Annotated in this window: 26 protein-coding genes and 1 tRNA gene; 5 read left to right on the top strand and 22 right to left on the bottom strand. The window is 44.7% G+C overall.

The genetic code is table 11. From position 1 onward, the window contains the following. The coding region (locus tag FD32_RS09965; RefSeq protein ID WP_156410654.1) for a helix-turn-helix domain-containing protein at positions 1-156 on the bottom strand (156 nt) is incomplete at its 3' end. 166 nt (positions 157-322) lie between these two features. Here FD32_RS09965 and FD32_RS09280 point away from each other — a divergent pair. Continuing rightward, positions 323-396 (top strand) — tRNA-Arg (locus FD32_RS09280). 257 nt (positions 397-653) lie between these two features. On the opposite strand, the gene FD32_RS09275 is transcribed toward FD32_RS09280, so the two are convergent. Next, positions 654-923 carry a hypothetical protein gene (locus FD32_RS09275; RefSeq protein WP_047768872.1) on the bottom strand — a complete coding sequence of 90 codons (270 nt, stop codon included), beginning with the start codon at positions 921-923 and terminating at the stop codon, positions 654-656. Between the two features lie 44 nt (positions 924-967). Between FD32_RS09275 and FD32_RS10055 the strand changes: the two genes are divergently transcribed. Further along, positions 968-1171 (top strand): hypothetical protein, encoded by a 204-nt coding sequence (locus FD32_RS10055; protein WP_152666524.1) that lies wholly within the window; start codon positions 968-970, stop codon positions 1169-1171. Positions 1172-1226: 55 nt separating this feature from the next. Here FD32_RS10055 and FD32_RS09270 read toward each other — a convergent pair whose 3' ends face one another. From FD32_RS09270 to FD32_RS09235, 8 genes are all read right to left on the bottom strand, one after another. Continuing rightward, positions 1227-1517, bottom strand: coding sequence for a hypothetical protein (locus FD32_RS09270; protein ID WP_047768871.1), 291 nt, complete (start codon positions 1515-1517; stop codon positions 1227-1229). Positions 1518-2097: 580 nt separating this feature from the next. After that, positions 2098-2631: a hypothetical protein gene (locus tag FD32_RS09265; RefSeq protein ID WP_047768870.1), complete on the bottom strand. Its 534-nt coding sequence runs from the start codon at positions 2629-2631 to the stop codon at positions 2098-2100. Continuing rightward, positions 2624-3643, bottom strand: coding sequence for a hypothetical protein (locus FD32_RS09260; protein ID WP_056962182.1), 1020 nt, complete (start codon positions 3641-3643; stop codon positions 2624-2626). The genes FD32_RS09265 and FD32_RS09260 overlap by 8 nt, the downstream gene beginning before the upstream one ends. Further along, positions 3633-4526, bottom strand: a complete 894-nt coding sequence (locus FD32_RS09255) for a hypothetical protein (RefSeq protein WP_047768867.1) — start codon at positions 4524-4526, stop codon at positions 3633-3635. The genes FD32_RS09260 and FD32_RS09255 overlap by 11 nt, the downstream gene beginning before the upstream one ends. Positions 4527-4750: 224 nt before the next feature. Next, positions 4751-5065, bottom strand: coding sequence for a metal-sulfur cluster assembly factor (locus FD32_RS09250; RefSeq protein ID WP_047768865.1), 315 nt, complete (start codon positions 5063-5065; stop codon positions 4751-4753). A 47-nt stretch (positions 5066-5112) separates the two neighbouring features. Next, positions 5113-5994: an L-serine ammonia-lyase, iron-sulfur-dependent, subunit alpha gene (gene sdaAA, locus FD32_RS09245; protein ID WP_047768864.1), complete on the bottom strand. Its 882-nt coding sequence runs from the start codon at positions 5992-5994 to the stop codon at positions 5113-5115. Between the two features lie 22 nt (positions 5995-6016). Continuing rightward, entirely contained in the window at positions 6017-6679 is a 663-nt protein-coding gene (locus FD32_RS09240) for a serine dehydratase beta chain (protein WP_047768863.1), read from the bottom strand. A gap of 52 nt (positions 6680-6731) precedes the next feature. Continuing rightward, positions 6732-7769 (bottom strand): PTS sugar transporter subunit IIC, encoded by a 1038-nt coding sequence (locus FD32_RS09235; protein ID WP_056962181.1) that lies wholly within the window; start codon positions 7767-7769, stop codon positions 6732-6734. A 540-nt stretch (positions 7770-8309) separates the two neighbouring features. Here FD32_RS09235 and FD32_RS09230 point away from each other — a divergent pair. Then, complete coding sequence (locus FD32_RS09230) at positions 8310-9053, top strand: helix-turn-helix transcriptional regulator (RefSeq protein WP_047768854.1); 744 nt, start codon at positions 8310-8312, stop codon at positions 9051-9053. 138 nt (positions 9054-9191) lie between these two features. Here the strand turns inward: FD32_RS09230 and serS are convergent, their stop codons facing one another. Then, positions 9192-10490 (bottom strand): serine--tRNA ligase, encoded by a 1299-nt coding sequence (serS, locus tag FD32_RS09225; protein ID WP_056962180.1) that lies wholly within the window; start codon positions 10488-10490, stop codon positions 9192-9194. Between the two features lie 447 nt (positions 10491-10937). On the opposite strand from serS, the gene FD32_RS10425 reads away from it, so the two are divergent. Further along, positions 10938-11063 (top strand): hypothetical protein, encoded by a 126-nt coding sequence (locus FD32_RS10425; RefSeq protein ID WP_261313201.1) that lies wholly within the window; start codon positions 10938-10940, stop codon positions 11061-11063. A gap of 133 nt (positions 11064-11196) precedes the next feature. Here the strand turns inward: FD32_RS10425 and gltX are convergent, their stop codons facing one another. The 3 genes from gltX to miaA all read right to left on the bottom strand — a co-directional run bounded on the left by gltX (position 11197) and on the right by miaA (position 15333). Then, positions 11197-12696: a glutamate--tRNA ligase gene (gltX, locus tag FD32_RS09220; RefSeq protein WP_047768848.1), complete on the bottom strand. Its 1500-nt coding sequence runs from the start codon at positions 12694-12696 to the stop codon at positions 11197-11199. Between the two features lie 164 nt (positions 12697-12860). Then, complete coding sequence (glnA, locus tag FD32_RS09215) at positions 12861-14204, bottom strand: type I glutamate--ammonia ligase (protein ID WP_047768846.1); 1344 nt, start codon at positions 14202-14204, stop codon at positions 12861-12863. A 205-nt stretch (positions 14205-14409) separates the two neighbouring features. Then, a complete protein-coding gene (gene miaA / locus FD32_RS09210) occupies positions 14410-15333 on the bottom strand; it encodes a tRNA (adenosine(37)-N6)-dimethylallyltransferase MiaA (RefSeq protein ID WP_047768844.1) in 924 nt (307 codons plus the stop codon). Between the two features lie 108 nt (positions 15334-15441). Here miaA and FD32_RS09960 point away from each other — a divergent pair, with 108 nt between their 5' ends. Then, positions 15442-15618, top strand: a complete 177-nt coding sequence (locus FD32_RS09960) for a DUF3042 family protein (RefSeq protein ID WP_047768842.1) — start codon at positions 15442-15444, stop codon at positions 15616-15618. Between the two features lie 87 nt (positions 15619-15705). Here the strand turns inward: FD32_RS09960 and FD32_RS09205 are convergent, their stop codons facing one another. The 8 genes from FD32_RS09205 to FD32_RS09175 form a co-directional block, all read right to left on the bottom strand. Then, positions 15706-16119 (bottom strand): rhodanese-like domain-containing protein, encoded by a 414-nt coding sequence (locus FD32_RS09205; RefSeq protein ID WP_047768840.1) that lies wholly within the window; start codon positions 16117-16119, stop codon positions 15706-15708. A 22-nt stretch (positions 16120-16141) separates the two neighbouring features. Further along, positions 16142-17113 carry an ROK family glucokinase gene (locus tag FD32_RS09200; RefSeq protein ID WP_047768838.1) on the bottom strand — a complete coding sequence of 324 codons (972 nt, stop codon included), beginning with the start codon at positions 17111-17113 and terminating at the stop codon, positions 16142-16144. Positions 17114-17139: 26 nt separating this feature from the next. Next, positions 17140-17376: a YqgQ family protein gene (locus FD32_RS09195; RefSeq protein ID WP_047768836.1), complete on the bottom strand. Its 237-nt coding sequence runs from the start codon at positions 17374-17376 to the stop codon at positions 17140-17142. Positions 17377-17380: 4 nt separating this feature from the next. Continuing rightward, positions 17381-18040, bottom strand: a complete 660-nt coding sequence (locus FD32_RS09190) for a rhomboid family intramembrane serine protease (RefSeq protein ID WP_047768834.1) — start codon at positions 18038-18040, stop codon at positions 17381-17383. A gap of 3 nt (positions 18041-18043) precedes the next feature. Continuing rightward, a complete protein-coding gene (locus FD32_RS09185) occupies positions 18044-18598 on the bottom strand; it encodes a 5-formyltetrahydrofolate cyclo-ligase (RefSeq protein WP_056962179.1) in 555 nt (184 codons plus the stop codon). 117 nt (positions 18599-18715) lie between these two features. Next, positions 18716-19045, bottom strand: a complete 330-nt coding sequence (locus FD32_RS09180; protein ID WP_047768831.1) for a PTS lactose/cellobiose transporter subunit IIA — start codon at positions 19043-19045, stop codon at positions 18716-18718. An 81-nt stretch (positions 19046-19126) separates the two neighbouring features. Beyond that, the gene (rpmG, locus tag FD32_RS09955) at positions 19127-19276 is read right to left on the bottom strand and encodes a 50S ribosomal protein L33 (RefSeq protein ID WP_047768829.1); all 150 of its coding nucleotides are present in this window, start codon (positions 19274-19276) and stop codon (positions 19127-19129) included. Positions 19277-19414: 138 nt separating this feature from the next. After that, positions 19415-21490 carry a peptidoglycan D,D-transpeptidase FtsI family protein gene (locus FD32_RS09175; RefSeq protein WP_420323854.1) on the bottom strand — a complete coding sequence of 692 codons (2076 nt, stop codon included), beginning with the start codon at positions 21488-21490 and terminating at the stop codon, positions 19415-19417. Positions 21491-21505 lie beyond the last annotated feature (15 nt).

Here is a 21505-nt window from a genome sequence, read left to right as displayed (position 1 = left end):
TTTAAGCTCACGACCAATCGTTGACCGATGACAGTGAAGCTTTCTGGCGATCGCGGTATTAGACCAGTTCAGATCATGTAGTGCCTCAATCTGCCCACGCTGCTCACTAGTTAGTTGATGGTAGTAACGAGGAATGTTAGAATCAATTTGAGTCATGAAGATCACCTTTCTTATTTTTTGGTCAATTTAAGTTTAGGTCTTCATGGCCTTTTTGTTTAATTTATGATGTTGCACTTAGATTGTAAATCCGGCATAAAAAAGTTATACTAACTTTATATAAGTTGACAAGGAAACGGCGAAAATTATATACTGAAATTTGTCTGGAGCGGTAGCGCAACTGGATAGAGCATCGGTCTTCTAAACCGAGGGTTGAGGGTTCAAGTCCCTCTCGCTCCATTTTATGTGTTGATATATCAACGTTTTAAGCAGTTTGGTCCCCCAAATGTACCCCACTTACAATTTATAATTTAAAATGGGGCTGGGAAATTGGCTAAGCTTCGCGGTACTAGACGCTAGGGATGCGCTTACGACACGGAGCTGGCCTATTTAGTTTCCCATAATCACATTATAATATTCGAAGATGCAAGAGTGGCTGGGAGAAAAAATAGTTTTCTCCCAGCCACGATTTTTTCTGCCATTGTATACTTATATTTTTACTTATTACCAAGGCCAGCGAATACCTTTTGATAGTATGCTTTAGTCTTTGCTGGCGTCATCTTACGAATATTCACTAAGAAATCCTCAACCTGTTGCTCACTCTGGCCACTATTAATTAGGTTCCGAACAAGTGCCAGCCGTTCTTCATCTATTCCTCCTTTACGCCGGCCCTCCAGCAGTTCCTTTTGTTGAACTTTTCGACGGCTCTCAAGAACAGCGCGGCGACGATCATTTTCAATGTCCATTTCGTATAAGGTGCATTGCATGTATTCTTTCCACCATTTCCGGTCCTACTTAACGTAGGTAGTAATTGTACAGTAAAATTATCAGTTTCATCAACTTTACGACCAGCAAGGAGGTCCAGGAAGTTTTGCAGTTTAGGGCCAACTGTTTAGCGATAATTGGTGATATCGAAGAAGAGAGTTACCTCGCCATCATGGTACGGATATTTGTTAATCTGCCGCCTAATCTCGTAGCGCTGTTCCCCCAGTCCAAAGGGGTCAAAGCAACGTGAAAACATACGTAGGCATTATCGGCCTGGCTGTAGTTTCACCCCTCAGCTGAAAGCATCATTTGCTCAATTTGACTGGTGCGCGTTCATTACAGCAGGCTTTGGTTGACGACCTGCTTTCGACCTCATAGTGGTTCCTATGCTCGTCCTCGGCATAAATACCGAAGCGACACCCTTCGAATCGTACATGCTCGTTAGTTCCTGCCGACACCTTGCCCAGCGATAACTCTGGTAGTACCCGGTGAATCATTTCTTTGGTAATTATCGGGTCCAAGAAAACCTTATTAAAGATAAAATCGTCAGTTAAGCCGGCCTTTTCCCAATGCTTTTCTAAGTTGGGTTGTGCCATAAAAAGCCTTCCTTATATTATTCGCGGGTTTTCCCCACCTATCAAGGACAGTAAAAATGATGATAAATCATTCATAATGGTGGGAACACTCAAGAAGTTAACTCACTGTAACTAAATTATTTAACAAAATCTAAAGAATTTATCAATATCATACGAAAATCGTGAAAATTAGTTTGCCGCATATTAAACTTTAATTAGAGATTAGCTTTGAGGTGATCTATTATGTTATCATTCTTTATCATTGTTTTAATTTTAGCTGGCTCCTTAGTCGGTCAAATGCTATTTGGTAACCAGGCCCACCAGTCAGCTGGCAAGCACAGCGCAAGGCGCAAAGCTTAATCTTTTAATGATTGATTTGGGAAGGCTTTTTTAATCATAGCTTTCCTAAACGCAAAGGGAGTGAGACAGAACTAGCTTGCTAGTTCGTTTTTCGACGTGAAGCTAGCCTGTAGGAAACCCCCGCAAGCACAAAGGGGACTTTAGCGTTCAGAAAATCCGAACGCTAGAGTCCCCTTTGTGTACTGCGCTGTAGCATTTTCAACTATATAGAAGACTTACGTCACAACTCCTTTTTTAATGCTTATTCAAATTGGGCATTAAATTGATCGACCATTACCTGGTAGGATGTTGCAATCTCTTCTGGACTAATATCAAAATCAATAATCCCCATCTTCAGCCAGAGGTGCCAAGCGTGGCGAAAGTCTTCATGACGACGGTCAAAGTATGCACCATTCAGAAAGTTCTTGATTGCCAAGTATTCCTTATTCAAATCCGCTAGCTTATCCTTCTTGTCGGCAGTCGTGATTCGCTGCCATTGTTCATCCGAGAGAACGACCAGGTGTGTCCACTGACGCTTCGCACTCGCCAGTAAGAATAAAGCCAGTCCTTGAACATATAGTTTTCTTAACTGCTCATGATCAATATCACGGTGTGAATGAAGAACATTGGCCCATCCTGCTGCTTTGGCAAAGGCACTCAGTTTCATATCAAGTTGCACATAGACTGTCTGTAGCCGGGCCTCTGGACCAATCATTAACTCTAGCGCATCATCGGCTGTTAATTCAAGATCAATCACTTGGTGGAGCATCTTAGTGATATCCAACTGCTTACTCATCGTGCTGGTCACCGTCCTCCTCAAGAGTACCCACTTGAGGAGTAAACACTTCGGTTGGTTCGACATATTCATCCGACTCTTCTTCATCCGGTGCAAGGACCATTTTATCGGAACGCACTGCGAGGGCAGAACGATTATCCAGGTACCATTTTCGAATTAAGTGGTAGTGCAGAAGGGTATCAAAGAATGATACCTGAGCTGTTGGGTCATTAACAGCAAAGAACCACTGTTGACTATAGTCATCAGGATCAAAAGCAATATCCAACTTAATTCCCTGATCCAGGACCAATTGGGCCCCATTATTCTTAGGTAGGTTCATCAGCATATAATCATTTTCCGCAGTTGCAACAAACAGCTGGTCAATCACTGTCAGATCCAGATCAGGTTGAACAAGGTTGAAGCTCCTACCATTTTCAGTATTCAAAATTCCGAGGTTGATAGTGAAGTCCAGGTCAGTCTGCAATTCATTTGCAAAGGCAATCAACGGTTTGACGGCATTACGCAAGTCTAAATCAGAATGACTGGTCAGTGCCCGAACGATAAAGTAATTAACTAACGCCCGGTTATCAAATTGCATAAGACGATTCTTCAGGTCGAGGTAAAAGAGTGGTTCCTGTTCACCCTGCTCAGTAAACGCCGCTTCATCCCCATTTACCATAAATTTAAAGGAATCACTATCGGCAATTGGCTCAATTCGGGCAATGAACTCGTGACGAACATTTTCACTTACCTGCACTGCATCAATACCATGTTTCTCTAACAAGCGTCCCATGAAAATCAGGTAGTAGTCAGCTGCTTGGTAATGTTGGGGAAAATCAACAAAGGCATTTTGCAAGTCTAACTTCACCAGTTGACTCGTGGCGGAAAGCATTTCCTGAGGGTCTTCTGTCTGGGCGAGCTGGTCAACCAGGTCAACATACTTTTGCCCCATCTTCAAGACGTCTTTAAAAGAATCGGCAAGCACGGTTAACCGTTCGCGTGGTGAGCTACTAAGTGTTTTACTATTGTTCATCTGCGCTCACCTTCCCTTCCTCGCTGTTGCCGCCTTCAAGACTGGCAAGGTAGTCGGCATATAAGTTACGATTAGCTAATTCAAAGTCCTCAAAGCTGCCAAAGGTATCAATAATACTCTTCTGTTCATAACTCAAAATCGTATTTTCTTTGGAGAGGGAAAGGACAACCTGTTCATTTTCGTGAATTGTTTTGCTTGCTGTCCGGGCTTCTTGTTCCTCATCCTCAAGTTTCTGTAACTGGTCTACCAGTTCTTGCCGCGTTTCTTTATTTTTATTTGACTCAAAAAGGCCCGAGCGTGCGTTAATTTCTTCCAATTGTGACTCGACGCTCTGCCGTTCTTCTTCTCGCTCCCGCTGGTGGTCAATCAACCCTTGCAAGCGATCATTTTCACTTGAAATTTTTTCAATCCGGTCGCTATTGTAGCGCTTATTATCCTTAGCCAGTTCAAATGATTTTTGTAATTTAGCATATTCAGTTTGGTCGAATGAGAAGCGAACATTGAGAACGTCGAGTTCACCGAATTGGCGCCGATCCCACCAATTACCAAAGTAGATTCGGTAGTGACCCGTCTGATACTCTTCGTAGTAGAAAAAGGGGTAGGTCTTCCCCAAGTACTTAATCAGCTTAACGCTTAAGTAATTACTCAATTGGTCAGCCAGGTCATTAACCAAAGACATCACTCCCTGATTATTCGGCTGCTGTTCACGATGCTCAATTTCCTTCGCGTATCGCTGGTTGTCAAGAAGCTGGTATACTTCTCGATCATGATGAGCGTCAACTGCTTCGTTAAGTTCCTGAAGGTACTTAATCTTAGCAGCAATTTGGCGTTCGATTAGGCTGCTAATATCAACTGCCTTGTTCTCGTGTTTTTCATCAATCATAAACACTAACTCCTTGTTTTGTTACTAGTACTATCATAACTGAATTGCTCTTGAATGGTTAATATTACTTGCTGCTTTTACTAAAAGCTTACATTTAAAGATTATACCCTTAATTGGGAGATAAATGACCTTTTTTCAATAAAATAGCCAATGCTTAAGCAAACAAAAAAGCAGGGGGCAAAAATTGCCACCTACTTTCGTAAAGGGTGTATCCTTACTTTTTATTAATGGACACCAAGAGTTAATTTTGCAAATCTACTCATCCGGTCAATCGACCAGGCGGGTTCAAAAACAAACTCTACATCAACGTTTTTAACTTCCGGTACCTTTTTAACCGCTTTAGTAACCATATCAGCTAAGACATTTGTTAAGGGACACCCCATCGTTGTTAATGTCATCTCAATCAGGCATATTCCCTCATTATCAAGGTCAATCGTGTAAACCAACCCCAGGTTAACAATATCAACCCCTAATTCCGGATCAACAACCGTTGCTAATTGCTTAACAATATCATCTTTAATCTCTTTACTGTCTCTCATATAAATTACTCCAGCCATTAAAAAGTACGTTAGTTAAAACCAGTTATTTATTCCGCGTCACCGAAAATCTTTGCACGAATCCGCTTACCAGTAGGAGTACCTGCTAAACCACCAAGACCAGTTTCACGGAGAGATTCTGGAAGGCCGTGACCAACCTTGGCTAAGGCTTCGATACATTCATCGGCAGGAATCTTACTGATACAACCAGCTAAAGCCATGTCAGCAGAAATTAAGGCGTTCCCAGAACCAATAGCGTTCCGCTTTACACAAGGAACTTCAACCAAACCAGCAACTGGGTCACAAACTAACCCTAACAGGTTAGCAATCGCCATAGCCAAGGCTTGAGAACTTTGTTCAGCAGTACCACCGGCAGCTTCAACAGCGGCTGCTGCACCCATAGCAGAGGCACTACCTACTTCGGCTTGACATCCACCAGTTGCACCGGCAATTCCGGCGTGGTTTGCCATAACCATCCCAAGTCCACCAGCGGTGAACAGGAAGCGAATCATTTGTTCTTCGCTTAAGCCCAGACGGTTTTCAAGCATAAAGACGATTCCCGGAAGAGTCCCAGCAGAACCAGCGGTTGGAGTAGCACAAACAACACCCATTGAAGCGTTAACTTCGTTAGTGGAGATGGCATCTTGAATAGCTTCCATCATTGTGTCACCACAAAGGGTCTTCTTGTTTTCACGGTATTCCTTAATCTTAACGGCTTCACCACCGGTTAAGCCGGTCTTTGAAAAGACTCCCTTACCTTTTTGACCCTTTTCAACGGCAGCCCGCATTGTGTCAAGGTTCTTCTTCATTTTAGCCCAGACTTCATCACGGGACAAACCAGATGACTTACATTCTTGTTCAATGATAAGTTCTGAAATAGGCTTGTTTTGCTTCTTTGAGTCTTCAACAATTTCTTTAATGCTATCGTACATAACTTGACTCTCCCCTCACTGATTACAAGCAGATAATAGATCCAAACTTATCCTTAAGTGCCTTGACAGTTTCATCACGCATGTAATTCTTAACGTCATATACGTAAATGTCTTCATCCTTGGCACGGATAACTTGCTTCCGACTAAATGGAGCAACCTTTTCCATTTCAGTAGTAACTGGAATACCGTTTTCATGCTTCTCTTCTTTGTATAAGTAAATAACAATCGGAAGTGGACCAGAAGGCTTGATTTCAGAACCATCCAGAACAATGTCACGAATCTCAATTGCCCCACCACCGATAGAACAACCAGAAACTTGAACTTTCTTGTCGCCGTTGGACATATCAAGAATGGCAGTATTCGGGTGGCCAATTGGACTTTCACCCTCTTCTTCAACGAAGCGAATATCAACACCATTATCCTTGGCAATCATTGGTGCCCGTGGTACCCGCGGGTCATCTGCAGCAAATCCTTGTAAACCGGCGGCCAAAGCATAGTCAGTACCGTGACCACGGTGGGTCTGAGCAAATGAACCGTAGTAGTGTACAGTAACCTTCTTCGGAACGCCACCAAACAGTTTATTAGCGGCTTGGCCAATAGCAACTGGTCCAGCAGTGTGCGAACTGGATGGTCCAATCATAATAGGTCCAATAATATCAAAAACACTTCTGTAATTTCCACTCATTTTAGGTTCTCCTTTGTATAAATGCCTTAAACTGTCAACATTTCAGACAACACTATTTTTCAGTAACAGTGTCCCCTTCACGAATTTCAGCAACGGTGTGGATCTTGTAGTTCTTAAAGATAGCACGACCAATGTAGGCCCAGATAGTACTGTTAATGATAATAAGGATAACAGCTTCAAGAGTCTTCAACCATGGGTTCATACCAAAGACAACGATAAGACCGGCCCATGGAGTAGCCATACCAGTAACCCGAACAACCAAACTGAAGGCCGTAACGATAATACCGTTGATAGCCCCGGCAAACAGGTTCGTTACAAAGATTGGAACAGGGTTAGCAGAAATAATGTCCAACTGGGTCAATGGTTCGATAGTAACGGCGATGGTAGTTGCCTTATCACCGAACTTCATCAGACGGAAGAATGAGAAGTTAAAGATTGAGTTCCCGAAACAACCGAGGGCACCAATAGCCATTGGAACACCAAGCAGGTTGATCAAACTCGTTAGGACCATTGAGGAAAGTGGCGTCATACCAACCAATGGAATAATACCACCAAGGATAGCACCCATTACCCATGGGTTAGTCTTTTCGGCAGTAACAATCGAGCCACCGATAACGTGCAGAATTGCAAGTACACCAGGTTGGATAAGTAATGCAATTGCGTTGGCAAGCATTGGGGCAACCAAAATAACAACGATTAAGTCAAGCCCACCAGTAACACGCTTTTCAATTTCCTTAACCACGAATGATAGCAAGTATGCAGCAATAAATGCAGGAAGTAACTTAAATTTCATCAGAGAAATTCCGATGATCATTGAGAATACAGGACTAATACCGAATGCCAGTGGAACTAATGAACCAGCAGCCAGTACCCCCATGGATCCCATGACGTTACCAATTTGAGCGGTAAATTGAACATGGAAAACCTCACCAATTGCGTAACTTAAGAACGCTTGTGGCAGGAACGTGGCACATGCGGCACCGGACAATGCACTAACTGATTGTTTACCGTGAGGTGCTTTGAATGTGAACAAACTCATTGCGGCAATAACCAGGAAGAGCATTACGACACCTATAAGAATAGATAACATATGCTTAACCTTCTTTATATAATTAATTAATAATCAATTATCGGTGACGTCTTAGCCTAGGAATGATAATAAATTATTATTACAATAATAGTGTAACCTATCTTCTCAAAAATGTAAACGCTAATATTTAACAAAATGTCTCAAAATTAGCATTATCTGAGAAAAATTTATCGCTTATTATCAAATTATCGTTACTATAAAACGGTTTAAAATATGGTTTGTCATTAAATTTTAATCTTAATATTTATTTTCGTGATAACTGCTTGGTTTCTAGCGTTGCTATTATTATTAAAAAATGCTAATATACACTATACATGGTAGATTTTATCATGTTCAGTTCTATATAAATTTCTTTCACCAAAGCCGTAAAATGCTGTTAAAACGGTTTTTTTAGCAGTTATTGACTGGTTAATAATATTATTAATTAACTACTAATAAGTTATTATCATGAAATATCTTTATCATTTGCCGACATTATAGAGATCGAAAGCTGTTTACATAGTTCGGTAAGAATAATCATTTCGAAGGAGGTTATTCCAAATGTCAAGTGAAGCTGTCCGAAAGCATATTAAACGGTTTATTCCATTGGTTGACTTCTTTGCTGAGGTCCTTGGACCCAATAGTGAAGTTGTGTTAAATGATGTAACTGATTTGGACCATTCGGTAGTATACATAAAAAATCCAACCATTACTAACCGAAAAGTCGGTGATCCAGCATCTAACTTCGTTCTCAAGATTATGAAAGACGGGATCGACGCTGATACCAATTTCATTGCTAACTATTCTGGAAAATCAAAGAGTGCGCCAGATCTGCGTTCCTCGACCTATTTTATTCGCTACCAGAATAAAATTGTCGGGATGCTCTGTATCAATACTAATCATGCACCGCTGGAAGCTCTGGTTAAGCAAATGGATACTTTTAAAAAACTATTTGAGGTTCAGACCACACCGATTAGCGAAATCAGTACGACTAATAAGGAAAATAAAACGGTGACCCGACCAAATAAAAATATTAAGGTGATTACCGAAAACTTCAATAGTTCGGTAAGTTCAATTGCAAAGAGTGCCGTTGAAAAGAAGGAACGAGAATTAAACGTTTCTGTTGACTTCTTCCAGCAAGACCAAAAGATCGCAGTAATTAAGGAATTATATGAGGACGGTTACTTCCTACTTAAAGATTCAATCCGGGTAATTGCTTCCGCGTTGAAGTGCTCTTCCCCGACTATTTACCGCTACCTGAATAAAGTAAAAAACATGAATCAGCAACAAAACACCTTTAAATAAAGAGGATGGAAAAAACGTTTTCCCATCCTCTTTATTTATTTAAAATCGTAAAACGGCACTTAGCATTTAATAATGAATGCTAAGTGCCATTTGAGGTATTTGCAGCGGTGTAAAGTCAATTGACCCTACTTAAACAAATTACTTGTTGCGGAATGGAACCGCGTTTTCTTTCGTAATCTTTGTTACCCCGTGCATGTATGGTACTAAGACATCTGGAATAGTAACAGAGCCATCTTCGTTTTGGTAGTTTTCTAGGATGGCAGCAACTGTCCGACCAACAGCCAGGCCGGAACCATTCAAGGTGTGAACATAACGAAGGTTCCCATCTTCATCACGGTATTGGGTGTGCATCCGCCGTGCTTGGAAGTCCAGGCAGTTCGAACAACTGGATACTTCACGGTACTTGTTTTGGGCAGGCATCCACATTTCGATATCGTGGGTCATCGATGCGGTGAAACTCATGTCACTAGTAGTCAGGGTGATAACGTGATAAGGGATGTTCAACTTCTTCAGAATGTTTTCACCATTGGCAGTCATCTTTTCCAGTTCATCCCAAGAATCTTCTGGACGAGTGTACTTAACCATTTCAACCTTGTTAAATTGGTGCATCCGAATCAAGCCACGGGTATCACGACCAGCGGCACCAGCTTCAGAACGGTAGCATGGAGTTAAGGCCGTAACGTATACCGGTAACAGCTCGGCTGGAATAACTTCACCGGAGAAGTAGTTAGTCAACGGAACTTCGGCAGTTGGAATCAGCGTCATATCTTCACCGTTGACCCGGTAAACAGAGTTCCGGAATTTTGGATATTGACCAGTCCCGTACATAGCAGAAGCCTTAACAATGTATGGTGGTAATACTTCTGTGTACCCATCCTTCATGTGTTCATCAAGCATGAAGTTGTAAACGGCCCGTTCCAGTTGGGCACCTAAACCAAGATAGTAAACAAACCGTGCACCAGATACCTTATGAGCCCGGTCGAAGTCTAAGATACCAAGGTTTTCACCGATGTCCCAGTGGTGCTTAGGTTCAAAGTCAAACTTACGAATCTTACCAACCTTCCGTAATTCAACAGAACCTTCTTCAGTCAGGCTTACTGGAACCTCATCCTTTGGAATGTTTGGCAGGCGTGACATCTTGTCGTGAAACTCTTCTTCATTGGCGTTAACCTTTTCGTCCAGTTCCTTAATGTCAGCGTTGATTACCCGAACCTTCTTAACGGCTTCATCGGCATCTTCACCATTCTTCTTGGCTTCACCGATCTTGTCAGAGGCGGTGTTACGTTCAGCCCGCAGGCTTTCACTTTGCTTCAATAATTCACGACGGGTAGCATCTAATTCCAGAACTTCATCAATTTCTTCGGCCTTAACACCACGGGTTGCTAACTTTTGCTTGAAAAAGTCCGGGTCTTTACGAATCTTCTTGATATCTAGCATAACAAAATCCTCCTAACAACAAGAGCCATTTTCATCCTCAATAAATTTTGGGACGAAATGGCTCTTGTTCCGCGGTACCACCCAAGTTTAACAAAGTAAATTGTTACACTCTTGATAGATAACGGCTACCCACCGTGCGGCATTGCCCGCCCACATATATAAGCACCGGAGTTTCGGCCAATGACTTACATCACCCGTCATCTCTCTGGATGGCCTACTTGAAATGCTTTCGTGTTTCTTTTTACGATTCTTATTTTAGCACGCCGTAATGAGAAAGCAACAACAAAACAAGAAAAAATTATTATTTTTTGGGAAGGGGTAAAAACTTCCTCTTGCTAACCTAAAAAGCAAAGTTGCTTTTATTTTTTACTGCACTATAATAATAATTACAGGTATCTTTAGTACCTGTCGTTTATGGAGCGTTTCGAAAAGAGGCGAAGTTGACTTATGGCACTAAGTAAGCAAGAACGTAAGGAAATGGCTCGTAAGGCCATGGAAAAGCGTGGAAACAAGAAGCCTGATGGCTCTGGTTTCGCAAAGCTTGATGAAGAAGCCAAGAAACTGAGTGAATAAGCTTTTTGAAGCAATCCGAATTAATAAAGCGACTGATTCTTCAGCCGCTTTTCATTTTTAAACCGATAAAACCGCCGGGTACACTGAAAATGCGCCCGGCGGTTTTATTCAGAAAATAATTTTCAATTTTAATTTAGAAAGCGTCAATCATCCGGTCTAGCAACTTGATATCAGTTTCCTTCGGGTAGATTGCCATGATTTCATAGATTTGTGGTGCAGAGGTTGCCCCTGTAAAGGCCAGGTTCAATGGGAAGTACAGATTCCGGCCCTTAACACCGGTCTCCTTACCGACTTCCTTAATTGCCTGACTGTAATCAAGGTCATCGCCACCGTTAACTAACTTGTCCTTTAATCCCTTCAAAACTGCCAAAACGTCATCGTTAGCGAAATCATCATTGGCAACAATTGGATCGTAGTTGAAGTGCTGGTCCAAGACGGTGTAGTAATCCCAGGCGTAGGCCATGACTTCCAAGAGCTTGTCAACATCCCGTTGGTGGACATGAATGGTCTTCTTCAGGATATCAAGGCACTGGTCTTCGGGGATGCTTTGCAGATGCTTAGCCTCTTCAGTTTCCCCCTCTTTAACCAGCTCCATTGTCCGCTTAGCCAGTTCATCGACGTCTATCTTCTTGATGTACTGAGCATTCATCCAGTCCAGCTTCTTTTGGTCAAAGTAAGCCGGGGCCTTGGACATCCGCTTTGGGTCGTAAACCTTGATCAATTCATCCTTGGAATAAATTTCTCGTTCACCAACTGGGGACCAGCCTAAGAAGGCAATAAAGTTAAAAATTGCTTCTGGCAGGTAACCATGCTTCTTGTACTCGTTGATAAACTGCAGGGTATCCTTGTCCCGCTTACTGAGCTTTTTCCGGGTCTTCGGGTTGAAGATCAATGGAATGTGGCAGAATACGGGGTGCTCCCAGCCGAGGGCTTCATAAATTGCCATCTGCTTAGGAGTATTGGAAATGTGGTCAGCCCCCCGCAAAACATGGGTGATTTCCATTGAGTGGTCATCAACAACAACGGCAAAGTTGTAGGTCGGCATCCCATCACTCTTTTCAATGATGAAGTCACCACCCAGGTTGTCAGAGTTAAAGGAAACGTGGCCCCGGGCAATATCGTCCCATTCATATTCGTGATTCTTTGGGAAGTGGAAACGAATGGTCGGCTTCAAGCCTTTAGCTTCAGCGGCCTTCTGTTCCTCTTCACTCTTGCCGTACCAACGACCATCGTAGTGGGGAGCTTCATTATTGGCGCGCTGACGTTCACGCATTTCCTGGAGTTCTTCTTCAGTCGTGTAGTCCTTGTAGGCAATTCCCTTGTCGAGGAGTTCCTGAATGTACTTGTGGTAAATGCCCTTTTTGTTACGTTCACTTTGCCGGTAAGGAGCATACTTCGGGTTCGGCTTGTCAGGGCCTTCGTCCCAGTCAATCCCTAACCAGTCTAAGTTTTCTCGCTGGCTCTTTTCACCGGAAGCAACGTTGCGCTTCGTGTCCGTGTCTTCAATCCGCAGAACCATTGTTCCGTTAAAATGGCGTGCGAATAAGTAGTTAAACAATGCTGATTGAGCATTTCCAATATGCAAAAAACCCGTTGGACTAGGTGCATACCGAACTCTGACCTTTTGATCCATTATTACGATTCTCCTTTAGTAACTAGTTAGCACCCCTCAAAAAAGGCGCTAGTGCAACAAATACAATTTTATCTGAATGTGGCGATTTGTCAATGTAGTGCACAAAAAAGAGCCGGTTCAACCGGCATCTTTATATTAAATCATTTTCATAGATAAGCTGAATTTTAATACTGGTCCATGTAGCGCTGCCGTTCCCAGTCAGAAACGTGTTGACGGTAAGCATCGTATTCACGGGTCTTAGCTTCCATAAAGCTGTGGTAGATGTGGGCACCCATCGAACCATTGATGACGTCATCCTCAGCAAGGGACTTCAGGGCGTTGTGCAATGTGTCCGGCAGGTTCCGGATGTCCTTTTTATCCCGCTCGGCACTGGTCATCTTGTAAATGTTTTCGTCGACCTCATGGATCGGTGGTAATTGATTCCGTAAGCCGTCCAAACCAGCTTCCAGAACAGCCGCAATTGCCAGGTATGGGTTTGCAGAGGGGTCAGCTGAACGTAATTCCAGCCGGGTCCCCATCCCCCGGTCGCTCGGGATTCGAATCAGTGGTGACCGATTGGACGTTGACCATGCAACATAAACCGGTGCTTCATAGCCGGGAACTAAGCGTTTGTAAGAGTTAACGATCGGGTTGCAGATTGCCGTGTAACTCCGGGCATGCTTCATTAGGCCACCGAGGAAGTGGTAAGCCGTTTGGGAAAGCTGCTTTTCGTCATTTTCGTCATAAAAGGCATTGTGACCGTCTTTATCGAATAAGGACATGTTCAGATGCATGCCGGAGCCGTTGATCCCTGACAGTGGCTTTGGCATGAAGGTGGCATGGAGACCATACTTTTTTGCAATGGTCTTTACAATCAGTTTAAAGGTTTGAATGTTATCAGCCGCTTCCAGTGCATCGGCATACTTAAAGTCAACCTCGTGTTGGCCAGGAGCAACTTCGTGGTGGGCCGCTTCAACATCGAAGCCCATCTTTTCCAGGGCCAGGACGATATCACGCCGGCAGTCTTCACCAACATCAGCTGGCTCCATATCAAAGTAGTTTTCTTTATCGTTAACGTTTGTGGTTGTGTTACCATCGGCATCCGTCTTAAAGAGGAAGAATTCAGGCTCTGGGCCAATATTGAAGTCCTTAAAGCCCATCTTTTGCATATCTTGAAGAACCCGTTTCAGGTTGTTTCGTGGGTCACCTTCAAATGGGGTCCCGTCCGTCATGTGAACACTGCAGATTACGCGGGCAACCTTGCCGTGCTCTGCTCCCCACGGGAATACCAGCCAAGTAGACATATCCGGGTAAAGGTACATGTCACTTTCCTCAATGCGGACAAAACCGTCAATTGAAGAACCGTCAAACATGATCTTATTATCCATCAACTTATCAAGTTGACTGACTGGTAAGTCAACGCTCTTGATTGTTCCCAGTAAGTCCGTAAACATTACCCGCAGGAAACGGATGTTTTCGTCTTTTACCATTGTGCGAACTTCGTCTTTGGTCAATTTTTGCTTTGCCATAAAATTCATTCCCTTTCAATAACTCTAACTAACCAATGCCATCAACTGCCAGGACGGTTGGGATAGACCAATCACCGGCCTAACAGTTCAAACGTGTATCAAGCTTACCTTCCTTAATACGGTTCTTAGAATACCAATCCCCCTGTAACAAGTCAATTTAATTCCGAAACTTTTAGCTATTTGTAACCAAATTTGTTCGTTAACTTTACTTTTTTAACCAGGCCTCCACAAGGGACTTAACATCTTGAATTGTGTCACTGCCGCTAACTAGGTCAAACCAGTGAACGTCCATCTTGTTTCTGAACCAGGTTAACTGGCGTTTGGCATAGTGACGTGAATCCTTTTTTACCTTTTCAATTGCAGCTGTCAATGAGCATTCGCCAGTAAAGTAAGGGAACAATTCATGGTAACCGATCCCCTTTCCGGCGGGTAAACTAAGGCCGCCCTGGTCGTATAGCCAGCGGGCCTCTTCAACGAGACCGTTTTTCACCATTTGGTCGACCCGGTCGTTAATCCGCTGGTACAAGGCGGCCCGTTCGGTGGTCAGACCAACCAGGAGAAAGTCCGTCGTACTATCCAGCTGCGGTTGAGCAGAAAAAAGTTTACCAGTCCGCTCCACCACTTCAATAGCCCGAATGATTCTTCGCCGGTTACCCACCGGGATGTTTTGACTGGCTTTCGGATCCACTTTTGCGAGATGGTTCCAAATGAACTGGTTCCCTTTTTGGTCGGCGACAGCGTTCCAGTGGTCCCGAATTTGCTGGGAGCGGGCATCAAAATGGTCCCCACCAAGGGTCAAATTAGCCGTCAGGGTTTGAAGGTAAAAGCCAGTCCCCCCAGCAATAATGGGAAGGTGGTGACGGTTGGTAATCTGCTCGATAAGCTTGCTGGCCTCATCTTTAAATTGGGCCGCCGAGTACCGCTGGTCGACGTCAGCTATATCAATCAGGTGGTGGGGCACACCCGCCATTTCCTCTTTGGTCACCTTGGCTGTTCCAATATCGAGGTGGCGGTAAATCTGCATCGAGTCTCCAGAAATGACCTCTCCTTGCTCGGCCTGGGCCAGTTTAATTGAGAGGGCGGTCTTTCCAACCGCTGTCGGCCCCACAATTGCAATTACTTTATTCATTCTTTAACTTCCTTATTAAAATAATAATTTTGCTGATTATGACTGGTAAATAACGCTCAAGTCGCTCATAATAGAGTTAAGTTACTGATAAAAAGGAGGAATTGCCTGATGAAACAATTAACAAAGGGATTTTTAATCGGAACTGCATCAACTTTAGCAGCGATTGTCAGTGGCGCCGTTGCTTTCCATAAGACGGTTATTAAGCCGGTTGAAGAAGAAGAGGTTAAGTTCGACGAAAACCGGCGGGCTGCCACCCGGAAGAACCGTTCTGCACACCAATTCTAATTCCTCAACATTTTAATAAAAAAGTGAGGCTGGAGAAAAAATCTCCAGCCCCTTTTTTATTCAGATATCACTTATCAAAAGCCAATCCTAGTACTTCGACTTCTTCGTCTTACCGTCCCAAGCACGGTAACCGTCCCGGAGGATGTAGAGTTTCTTATAGCCGTGCTTGTACAAAAAGGCTGCCGCCTGGGTGCTGACTGACATTCCAGCATCGTAGAGGTAGATTGGTAAATCAGGGCGTAATTCACCGTATTGCTGCCGCAGGTAAACATACGGTAAGCTCCGGGCCCCCAGGATGTGGCCCGCTTTAAAGTCGCTCTCGCTTCGCAGGTCAATCACTTGGGCCTTCCGGATGCCCTTTTGAAAATCTTCTTGGTCAAGAACCGTTGAGTAGCGCTTCCGCCGCCAGGCCTGGTAGCCCCACCCAATCAAGAAGGCCAGGATGATGACAATCAGGACCAGGTTAAACGTCAACAGTCCGTTACTAATAGCTAAAATCAAAGTTTAACGCTCCCTTGTGAAACTAGTTAACTGATTCAAACTGCCGAGCTAAGGATGCAGCACCGATAACACCGGCATCGTTCCCCAATTCTGCCAGCTTCAACTGGGTAGAAGTCCGAACTGTTGGGAAGGCAAACTTTTCAAAGTTCTTTTGAACCCGCTTCAACAGGAAGTCACCGGCAGCGGAGACCCCACCACCAATAACCAGGTATTCAGGATTAAGGACGTTAGAAAGGTTAGCACATGCCAGACCAAGGTAGTAGGTAACTTCGTCCACAACGGTGTTTGCCAGGTAGTCGTTATCCTTGGCCAGGTCAAAGACAATCTTTGAAGTGATCTCGTCACCGTTATCAATCATGGCCTTAAGGCGGCTGTTACCTTCGTATTCTTCTGCCTTGTCTTGGGCCACATGAACAACACCAGTTGCTGAAGCATATTGTTCTAGACAGCCGCGGTTACCACAAGTACAAAGGTAACCGTTAGGCTTAACAATCATGTGGCCGACTTCACCACCGGCACCGACAATTCCGTGAACCAGCTTACCGTTGGAGATCAGTCCACCCCCAACACCGGTACCAAGGGTGATGAAGGCAACATCGTCACCTTCGTTACCAGCACCCTTCCAGCGTTCACCGAGAGCGGCTACGTTGGCGTCGTTATCAAGGGCAAACTTCATGCCTGTTCCCTCTTCGATTTGCTCCTTAACCCTTTGGGTGGTCTTCCAGTTAAGGTTAAAGGCCCCAACAACTGTCCCCTTGTCACGGTCGATGGTTCCGGGAGTTCCCATCCCAATACCAACAAACTGGTCGGGTGTCATTTTGTAAAGGTCCAGGTGGTGGTTAATGGAATCCACAATATCAGGAACAATGTGGGAACCATCATCCAAGATGTTGGTCCGAATTGACCACTTCTGTTGGATCTCACCCTCCTGAGTCAAGATTGCAAACTTAATTGTTGTCCCACCAAGGTCAACACCAAATAACTTCTTTGCCATTATTAATTTCCTCCTGGTTTATTAAATTAGTATAGGCGCCCAGACTTTTCCCGGCGCTCTTCTTCACGATGTTCTTTTCTAAGAACAATCTTTGCTTTCATATACGTTGTCTTGTCGACGACCCCTGCTTCGTACAGGTGGTCTAACTCAATTGCCATTAGCTCGATATCGTACAATCGTTTGCCCACATACACAAAGACGTTAAACTCCTTCAGCAGCTGCTGAACATCATATAACGTCCGATATTCACGTGGTAAAGCCATCCTATCAGCTCACTTTAACAAATAAAACTAGTAACCCGAGAACTAAAACCACCGTGGCAAGCACCCGTTCCACAGAATTAACGTGGCCAAGGCGGGGTGCACCAACAGCATAACCGGCTAAAAAGCCCCCTACTAGGCCGCCAAGGTGTCCCGCAAGGTCGATGCCGGGAACGAAAAGATCCGTCACAATGTTCAGGACAACCAGGATTAAGAACTGGCGACCCAGCATCCGAATCGCTTGGTTTTCCCTAAAAGTGACGCCCAGCATAATAAAGGCACCAAAGAGGCCAAAAATCGCCGTACTTGCTCCCGCCGATAAGCCATTGGAAATCCAAAAGGTACTCAATAGGTTACCGGCAATGGCACTGACAAAGTAAATAACTAACATCCGCCAGTGACCAAAGAGCTGCTCAATGTAGAGACCTATAAAGTAAAGGGTAATACTGTTAATTAAGATGTGGGCAAAACCAATGTGAACAAAGACGGGGGTAATTAGCCGCCACCATTGTCCAGCCTGCACGAGAGAAGCGTTCAACGCCCCAAACTTTAGCAAAACGACAGTGTTGGTTGAGCCCCCCATCATCGTCATCATTAGGAAGACGACGACTTGAATGGCAATCAGACTTACCGTCACGGGGTTGTTCTTCCAGTAGTTTGCCTGCATTCGCTATTTCTCCGCGAGTGTGATTACTCGGTCAACCTGCTGGTCATGATCTTCTGGCGCCCATTCGCCATTCTCAGCTTCCTGGGTTGGCAACGCCAGTGACAGCGACTTACCCTGGTAATTTTCAAGGTAGCGGTCATAGTAACCTCCACCAAATCCCAAGCGGTAGCCATCCTTTGTGAATGCCACCCCGGGAACGATCATGAGGTCAATCTCGTCCGGGCCGTAAACACGTCCGTCGCTTGGTTCCAAAATACCAAATGTTGTCTCTTCAAAGGTCGTATTTTCTTTTAACTCGACAAACTCCATCTGTCGGTGAGGCAAGGTCCGGGGAACAACTACCGTCCGTCCCTCATGCCGGGCATGAAGGATCAACGGGGCCGTATCAATCTCGAAGGACTGACTGAGGGTCAGCGCAATAACCTTTGCTCCCATCCATTCCGGCTGGTCATACAGGATGGATGCCAACGCCTTTTCTTCATTAAGGCGGGTGTTAACATCCAGCTGCTGCAACCGGGCAATATAAGCTTGACGCAGTTCGGCTTTTGAATACTTCATTATTCTACAATCTCCCCTTTACGCTAAATAAGATAAACGGTTTCAACAACTTATTATCACCGCTCACTACGCTTTTTGCAAGCGTTATTTTATAACGGTCGGTAAGGGTAAGTCCGTTTACTTGTCTTCAGCGAGGCGTTGGTAGAGACGAATAATTTCACCTGCGAGATCGACGTAAGTAATGGCAGTCATCAAGTGGTCCTGGGCGTGAACAATTAAAAGGGTTAATTCCACTTTTTTCCCCTGAGCCTCACTAGTCAGCATCTTAGTCTGCGTGTTGTGGGCCGTGTTCAACGTTTCCTTAGCCTGAGCTAATTTTTGTTTGGCACTCGCCAGGTCCCCATCATGAGCTGCTTCAATGGCCTCATGGGCTGCTTCCTTAGCATCCCCGGCGTTTAGCATTAACTGCATTGCCTGCTGCAGAGCTGCGTTGTTTTCTTCTGTCATTCTCTCTCCTCTTAAAACCAACTTAACAATAAAAAATCCTGCTAACAGCGCAATGCTATCGGCAGGATAAGAGAAACTAAATTACTTAGTTTCACGGTGTAATGTCACCTTACGTTCCCGTGGGCAGTACTTGTTTAATTCAAGACGGTCGGGATTGTGACGACGGTTCTTACTGGTTAAGTAAGTCCGTTCATGGCATGAAGTACATTCAAGTGTAATGTTGACACGCATGAGTTGAAACCTCCAAACATATTTTTAATCTTTAATTGGTTATTTATCGTAACCCTAACTCGTACAACTATATCATTTATTAGTGGATTTGGCTAGGGTTTTGTTCAAGTTCGTTAAGGAAAATTCCTTGACAGCCCCTTAATCTGTCTGATCGTTAGCAGTGCTAGAGCTGCGGACAGTCTTCCAGTATGCCTGGAAGATCTGCTTGGCCATCGTGATGTTGGCTTCACCATCATCATTCGTACAACCAGGAATGGCCAGAGCAACCACCACTTGCGGGTTCTTGGATGGTGAGAAGCCGGCAAAACTCAAGGTCGTTGTATCGTGACCATCAGAAACGGTCTGGGCAGTCCCGGTCTTCCCAGATACGGATGGCTTTAGGCTTGACATGTTCTTAGCAGTAACGTAGGCGTTGGTCCCGTGCGTAACCAGGTAAAGTCCCTGGTGGACAAGGTCAAAGTATGACTTGGGCGCCGGGATGACCTGCTGAACTTGGGGTTGGGTAACGGATTGAATTGGTCCCAGCTCCCCATTGCTTTTGGTCCCCCTAATTTCCTTAACCACGTACGGCCGCATCCGGTTCCCACCGTTGGCAATTGTCGACATGTATTGGGCTAACTGAATCGTTGTGTAACCATCATAGTTCCCGTAAGCCAAGTCAAGCGCCGAACCGATGTGCTTTTCATCAGATGGTCCTTCGTAACCAGCTGTCTCACCAGGAAGGTCAATCCCCGTCTTTTGCCCTAGGCCAAACATGTTAAAGTACTTTCGTTCGGTCTGGAAAATACTTGGCTTCAGCGTCATCGGACCATCATCCGTGTAGTTCATCTTTCCTTCCTTCATAATCACCTGCATCATGTAGGAGTTAGATGAAACTTCCAAGGCAGTCGGTGCGTCAACCGCCATGTCGGCACCCCCACCGTGGTTGAACCAGGAACTCTTTTGCGCAATTCCTTCAACCTTGATTGGCTTATCAGTCAGGGTGTTATTCGACGGAGTGATTACTCCCGACATCAGGCCCCCCATGACCGTGGCCGGCTTAACAACCGACCCCATGGTAATTGGGTGGTTAATAGCCCCAATTTCGTCAACCGTCTGTTTACCAGTCTTAGTGTTACGGTCAATTCCCGCCATCGCTAAGACAGCCCCGGTATTCGGATTCATAACCACTGCGTAAACCCCAGGTGAGTAGCTATTCCCCGCCGCAGAGTAGTTTTGTTGTAAGATCTGTTGAACCCGCTTTTGTAGCTGAGCATTGATCGTCAGAACCAGGTTGTCACCCTTCTTCCCACGGTACTTAACAACTTCCTTGGTGACGTTGTTGCCGCCGTTCGTGGTGACCTGGGTTTGGGACTTGGACCCTGCCAAGGTGGCCTGGTATTCCTTTTCGAGGTAACTCTGTCCCACACTATCATTTCTAGAGTATCCCTGTGACAGTAAGGAGTTAACCTCATCACTCGGCAACCCGGTTGTCGAAACGCTCCCGGTAAAGGACTGGAAGTTCTTCCCCTGCGGATAATTTCGCGTCCAGGCGGTCCCAATCTTGACCCCCGGCATCTCGCCAAGGTGTTCACCAACCTGAGCAAGTTCCTTACCAGTAACACCCGTTTCCTTAATATAGGTTGTGGAAAGGGAGTAGGCCCCACTCATTGCCGCATAAATCCGCGCGTTGTTCTTTTGCTGATTCGTCAGGTGCCAAGTAGATGGGTGGGCACTCAGGTACTTCAAGGCCTTGTTGTACTTGTCATCATCAGAGTCACTGTCTGAAGTCTTGACGTGCTTTAAGACCTGCTTTAACCGGCCCTTATCAGCAAGGAAGTAGTCCTCTTCATTCCGGTCCGTTAACCGTGAATTCTTATTGGAGACCGACACGTATTTACCCAGGCGGTTAGCAATCTTATAGAGGTCTGCTGAAGTCACATCCGGCCCCTTAGTATAGGTTATCGCTTGGTGGGTCTGGTTACCAACTAACACCTCCCCCCGGGAGTCATAAATCATCCCCCGCTGGACGTTGTTAGTCTGGATAGAAGTATCAGACCGTTTGACCTCAGCTTTGTAAGCTGTCCCGTTGAGCACCTGGAGGTAAAACAGGCGGGCAGCAAGGGCCAGTAACAGAATTCCGACAACCCACAACAAGAAGTTTAACCGAAACGGGATAATCGACTGAGCATTCCGCTTTTTATTATTACTTCGTGAACCAAATAGGCTCTTCATTCGATCAAAAATTTT

This window comes from Limosilactobacillus panis DSM 6035 (assembly GCF_001435935.1).
GTDB classification, from domain to species: Bacteria; Bacillota; Bacilli; order Lactobacillales; family Lactobacillaceae; genus Limosilactobacillus; species Limosilactobacillus panis.
Note: the sequence above shows the minus strand (reverse complement) of the source record. Positions and strands in the feature narration are given on the sequence as shown.

What these genes read in the sequence shown, in the direction of transcription:
- FD32_RS09960 (WP_047768842.1), top strand. Translation starts at nt 15,442, where the DNA reads ATGAAACAATTAACAAAGGGATTTTTAATCGGAACTGCATCAACTTTA.
- FD32_RS09175 (WP_420323854.1), bottom strand. Translation starts at nt 21,490, where the DNA reads ATGAAGAGCCTATTTGGTTCACGAAGTAATAATAAAAAGCGGAATGCT.
- FD32_RS09260 (WP_056962182.1), bottom strand. Translation starts at nt 3,643, where the DNA reads ATGAACAATAGTAAAACACTTAGTAGCTCACCACGCGAACGGTTAACC.
- sdaAA (WP_047768864.1), bottom strand. Translation starts at nt 5,994, where the DNA reads ATGTACGATAGCATTAAAGAAATTGTTGAAGACTCAAAGAAGCAAAAC.
- serS (WP_056962180.1), bottom strand. Translation starts at nt 10,490, where the DNA reads ATGCTAGATATCAAGAAGATTCGTAAAGACCCGGACTTTTTCAAGCAA.
- FD32_RS09275 (WP_047768872.1), bottom strand. Translation starts at nt 923, where the DNA reads ATGCAATGCACCTTATACGAAATGGACATTGAAAATGATCGTCGCCGC.
- FD32_RS09265 (WP_047768870.1), bottom strand. Translation starts at nt 2,631, where the DNA reads ATGAGTAAGCAGTTGGATATCACTAAGATGCTCCACCAAGTGATTGAT.
- FD32_RS09230 (WP_047768854.1), top strand. Translation starts at nt 8,310, where the DNA reads ATGTCAAGTGAAGCTGTCCGAAAGCATATTAAACGGTTTATTCCATTG.
- glnA (WP_047768846.1), bottom strand. Translation starts at nt 14,204, where the DNA reads ATGGCAAAGCAAAAATTGACCAAAGACGAAGTTCGCACAATGGTAAAA.
- FD32_RS09195 (WP_047768836.1), bottom strand. Translation starts at nt 17,376, where the DNA reads ATGGCTTTACCACGTGAATATCGGACGTTATATGATGTTCAGCAGCTG.
- miaA (WP_047768844.1), bottom strand. Translation starts at nt 15,333, where the DNA reads ATGAATAAAGTAATTGCAATTGTGGGGCCGACAGCGGTTGGAAAGACC.
- FD32_RS09235 (WP_056962181.1), bottom strand. Translation starts at nt 7,769, where the DNA reads ATGTTATCTATTCTTATAGGTGTCGTAATGCTCTTCCTGGTTATTGCC.
- FD32_RS09200 (WP_047768838.1), bottom strand. Translation starts at nt 17,113, where the DNA reads ATGGCAAAGAAGTTATTTGGTGTTGACCTTGGTGGGACAACAATTAAG.
- FD32_RS09270 (WP_047768871.1), bottom strand. Translation starts at nt 1,517, where the DNA reads ATGGCACAACCCAACTTAGAAAAGCATTGGGAAAAGGCCGGCTTAACT.
- FD32_RS09190 (WP_047768834.1), bottom strand. Translation starts at nt 18,040, where the DNA reads ATGCAGGCAAACTACTGGAAGAACAACCCCGTGACGGTAAGTCTGATT.
- gltX (WP_047768848.1), bottom strand. Translation starts at nt 12,696, where the DNA reads ATGGATCAAAAGGTCAGAGTTCGGTATGCACCTAGTCCAACGGGTTTT.
- FD32_RS09250 (WP_047768865.1), bottom strand. Translation starts at nt 5,065, where the DNA reads ATGAGAGACAGTAAAGAGATTAAAGATGATATTGTTAAGCAATTAGCA.
- FD32_RS09185 (WP_056962179.1), bottom strand. Translation starts at nt 18,598, where the DNA reads ATGAAGTATTCAAAAGCCGAACTGCGTCAAGCTTATATTGCCCGGTTG.
- FD32_RS10425 (WP_261313201.1), top strand. Translation starts at nt 10,938, where the DNA reads ATGGCACTAAGTAAGCAAGAACGTAAGGAAATGGCTCGTAAGGCCATG.
- rpmG (WP_047768829.1), bottom strand. Translation starts at nt 19,276, where the DNA reads ATGCGTGTCAACATTACACTTGAATGTACTTCATGCCATGAACGGACT.
- FD32_RS09240 (WP_047768863.1), bottom strand. Translation starts at nt 6,679, where the DNA reads ATGAGTGGAAATTACAGAAGTGTTTTTGATATTATTGGACCTATTATG.
- FD32_RS09180 (WP_047768831.1), bottom strand. Translation starts at nt 19,045, where the DNA reads ATGACAGAAGAAAACAACGCAGCTCTGCAGCAGGCAATGCAGTTAATG.
- FD32_RS09255 (WP_047768867.1), bottom strand. Translation starts at nt 4,526, where the DNA reads ATGATTGATGAAAAACACGAGAACAAGGCAGTTGATATTAGCAGCCTA.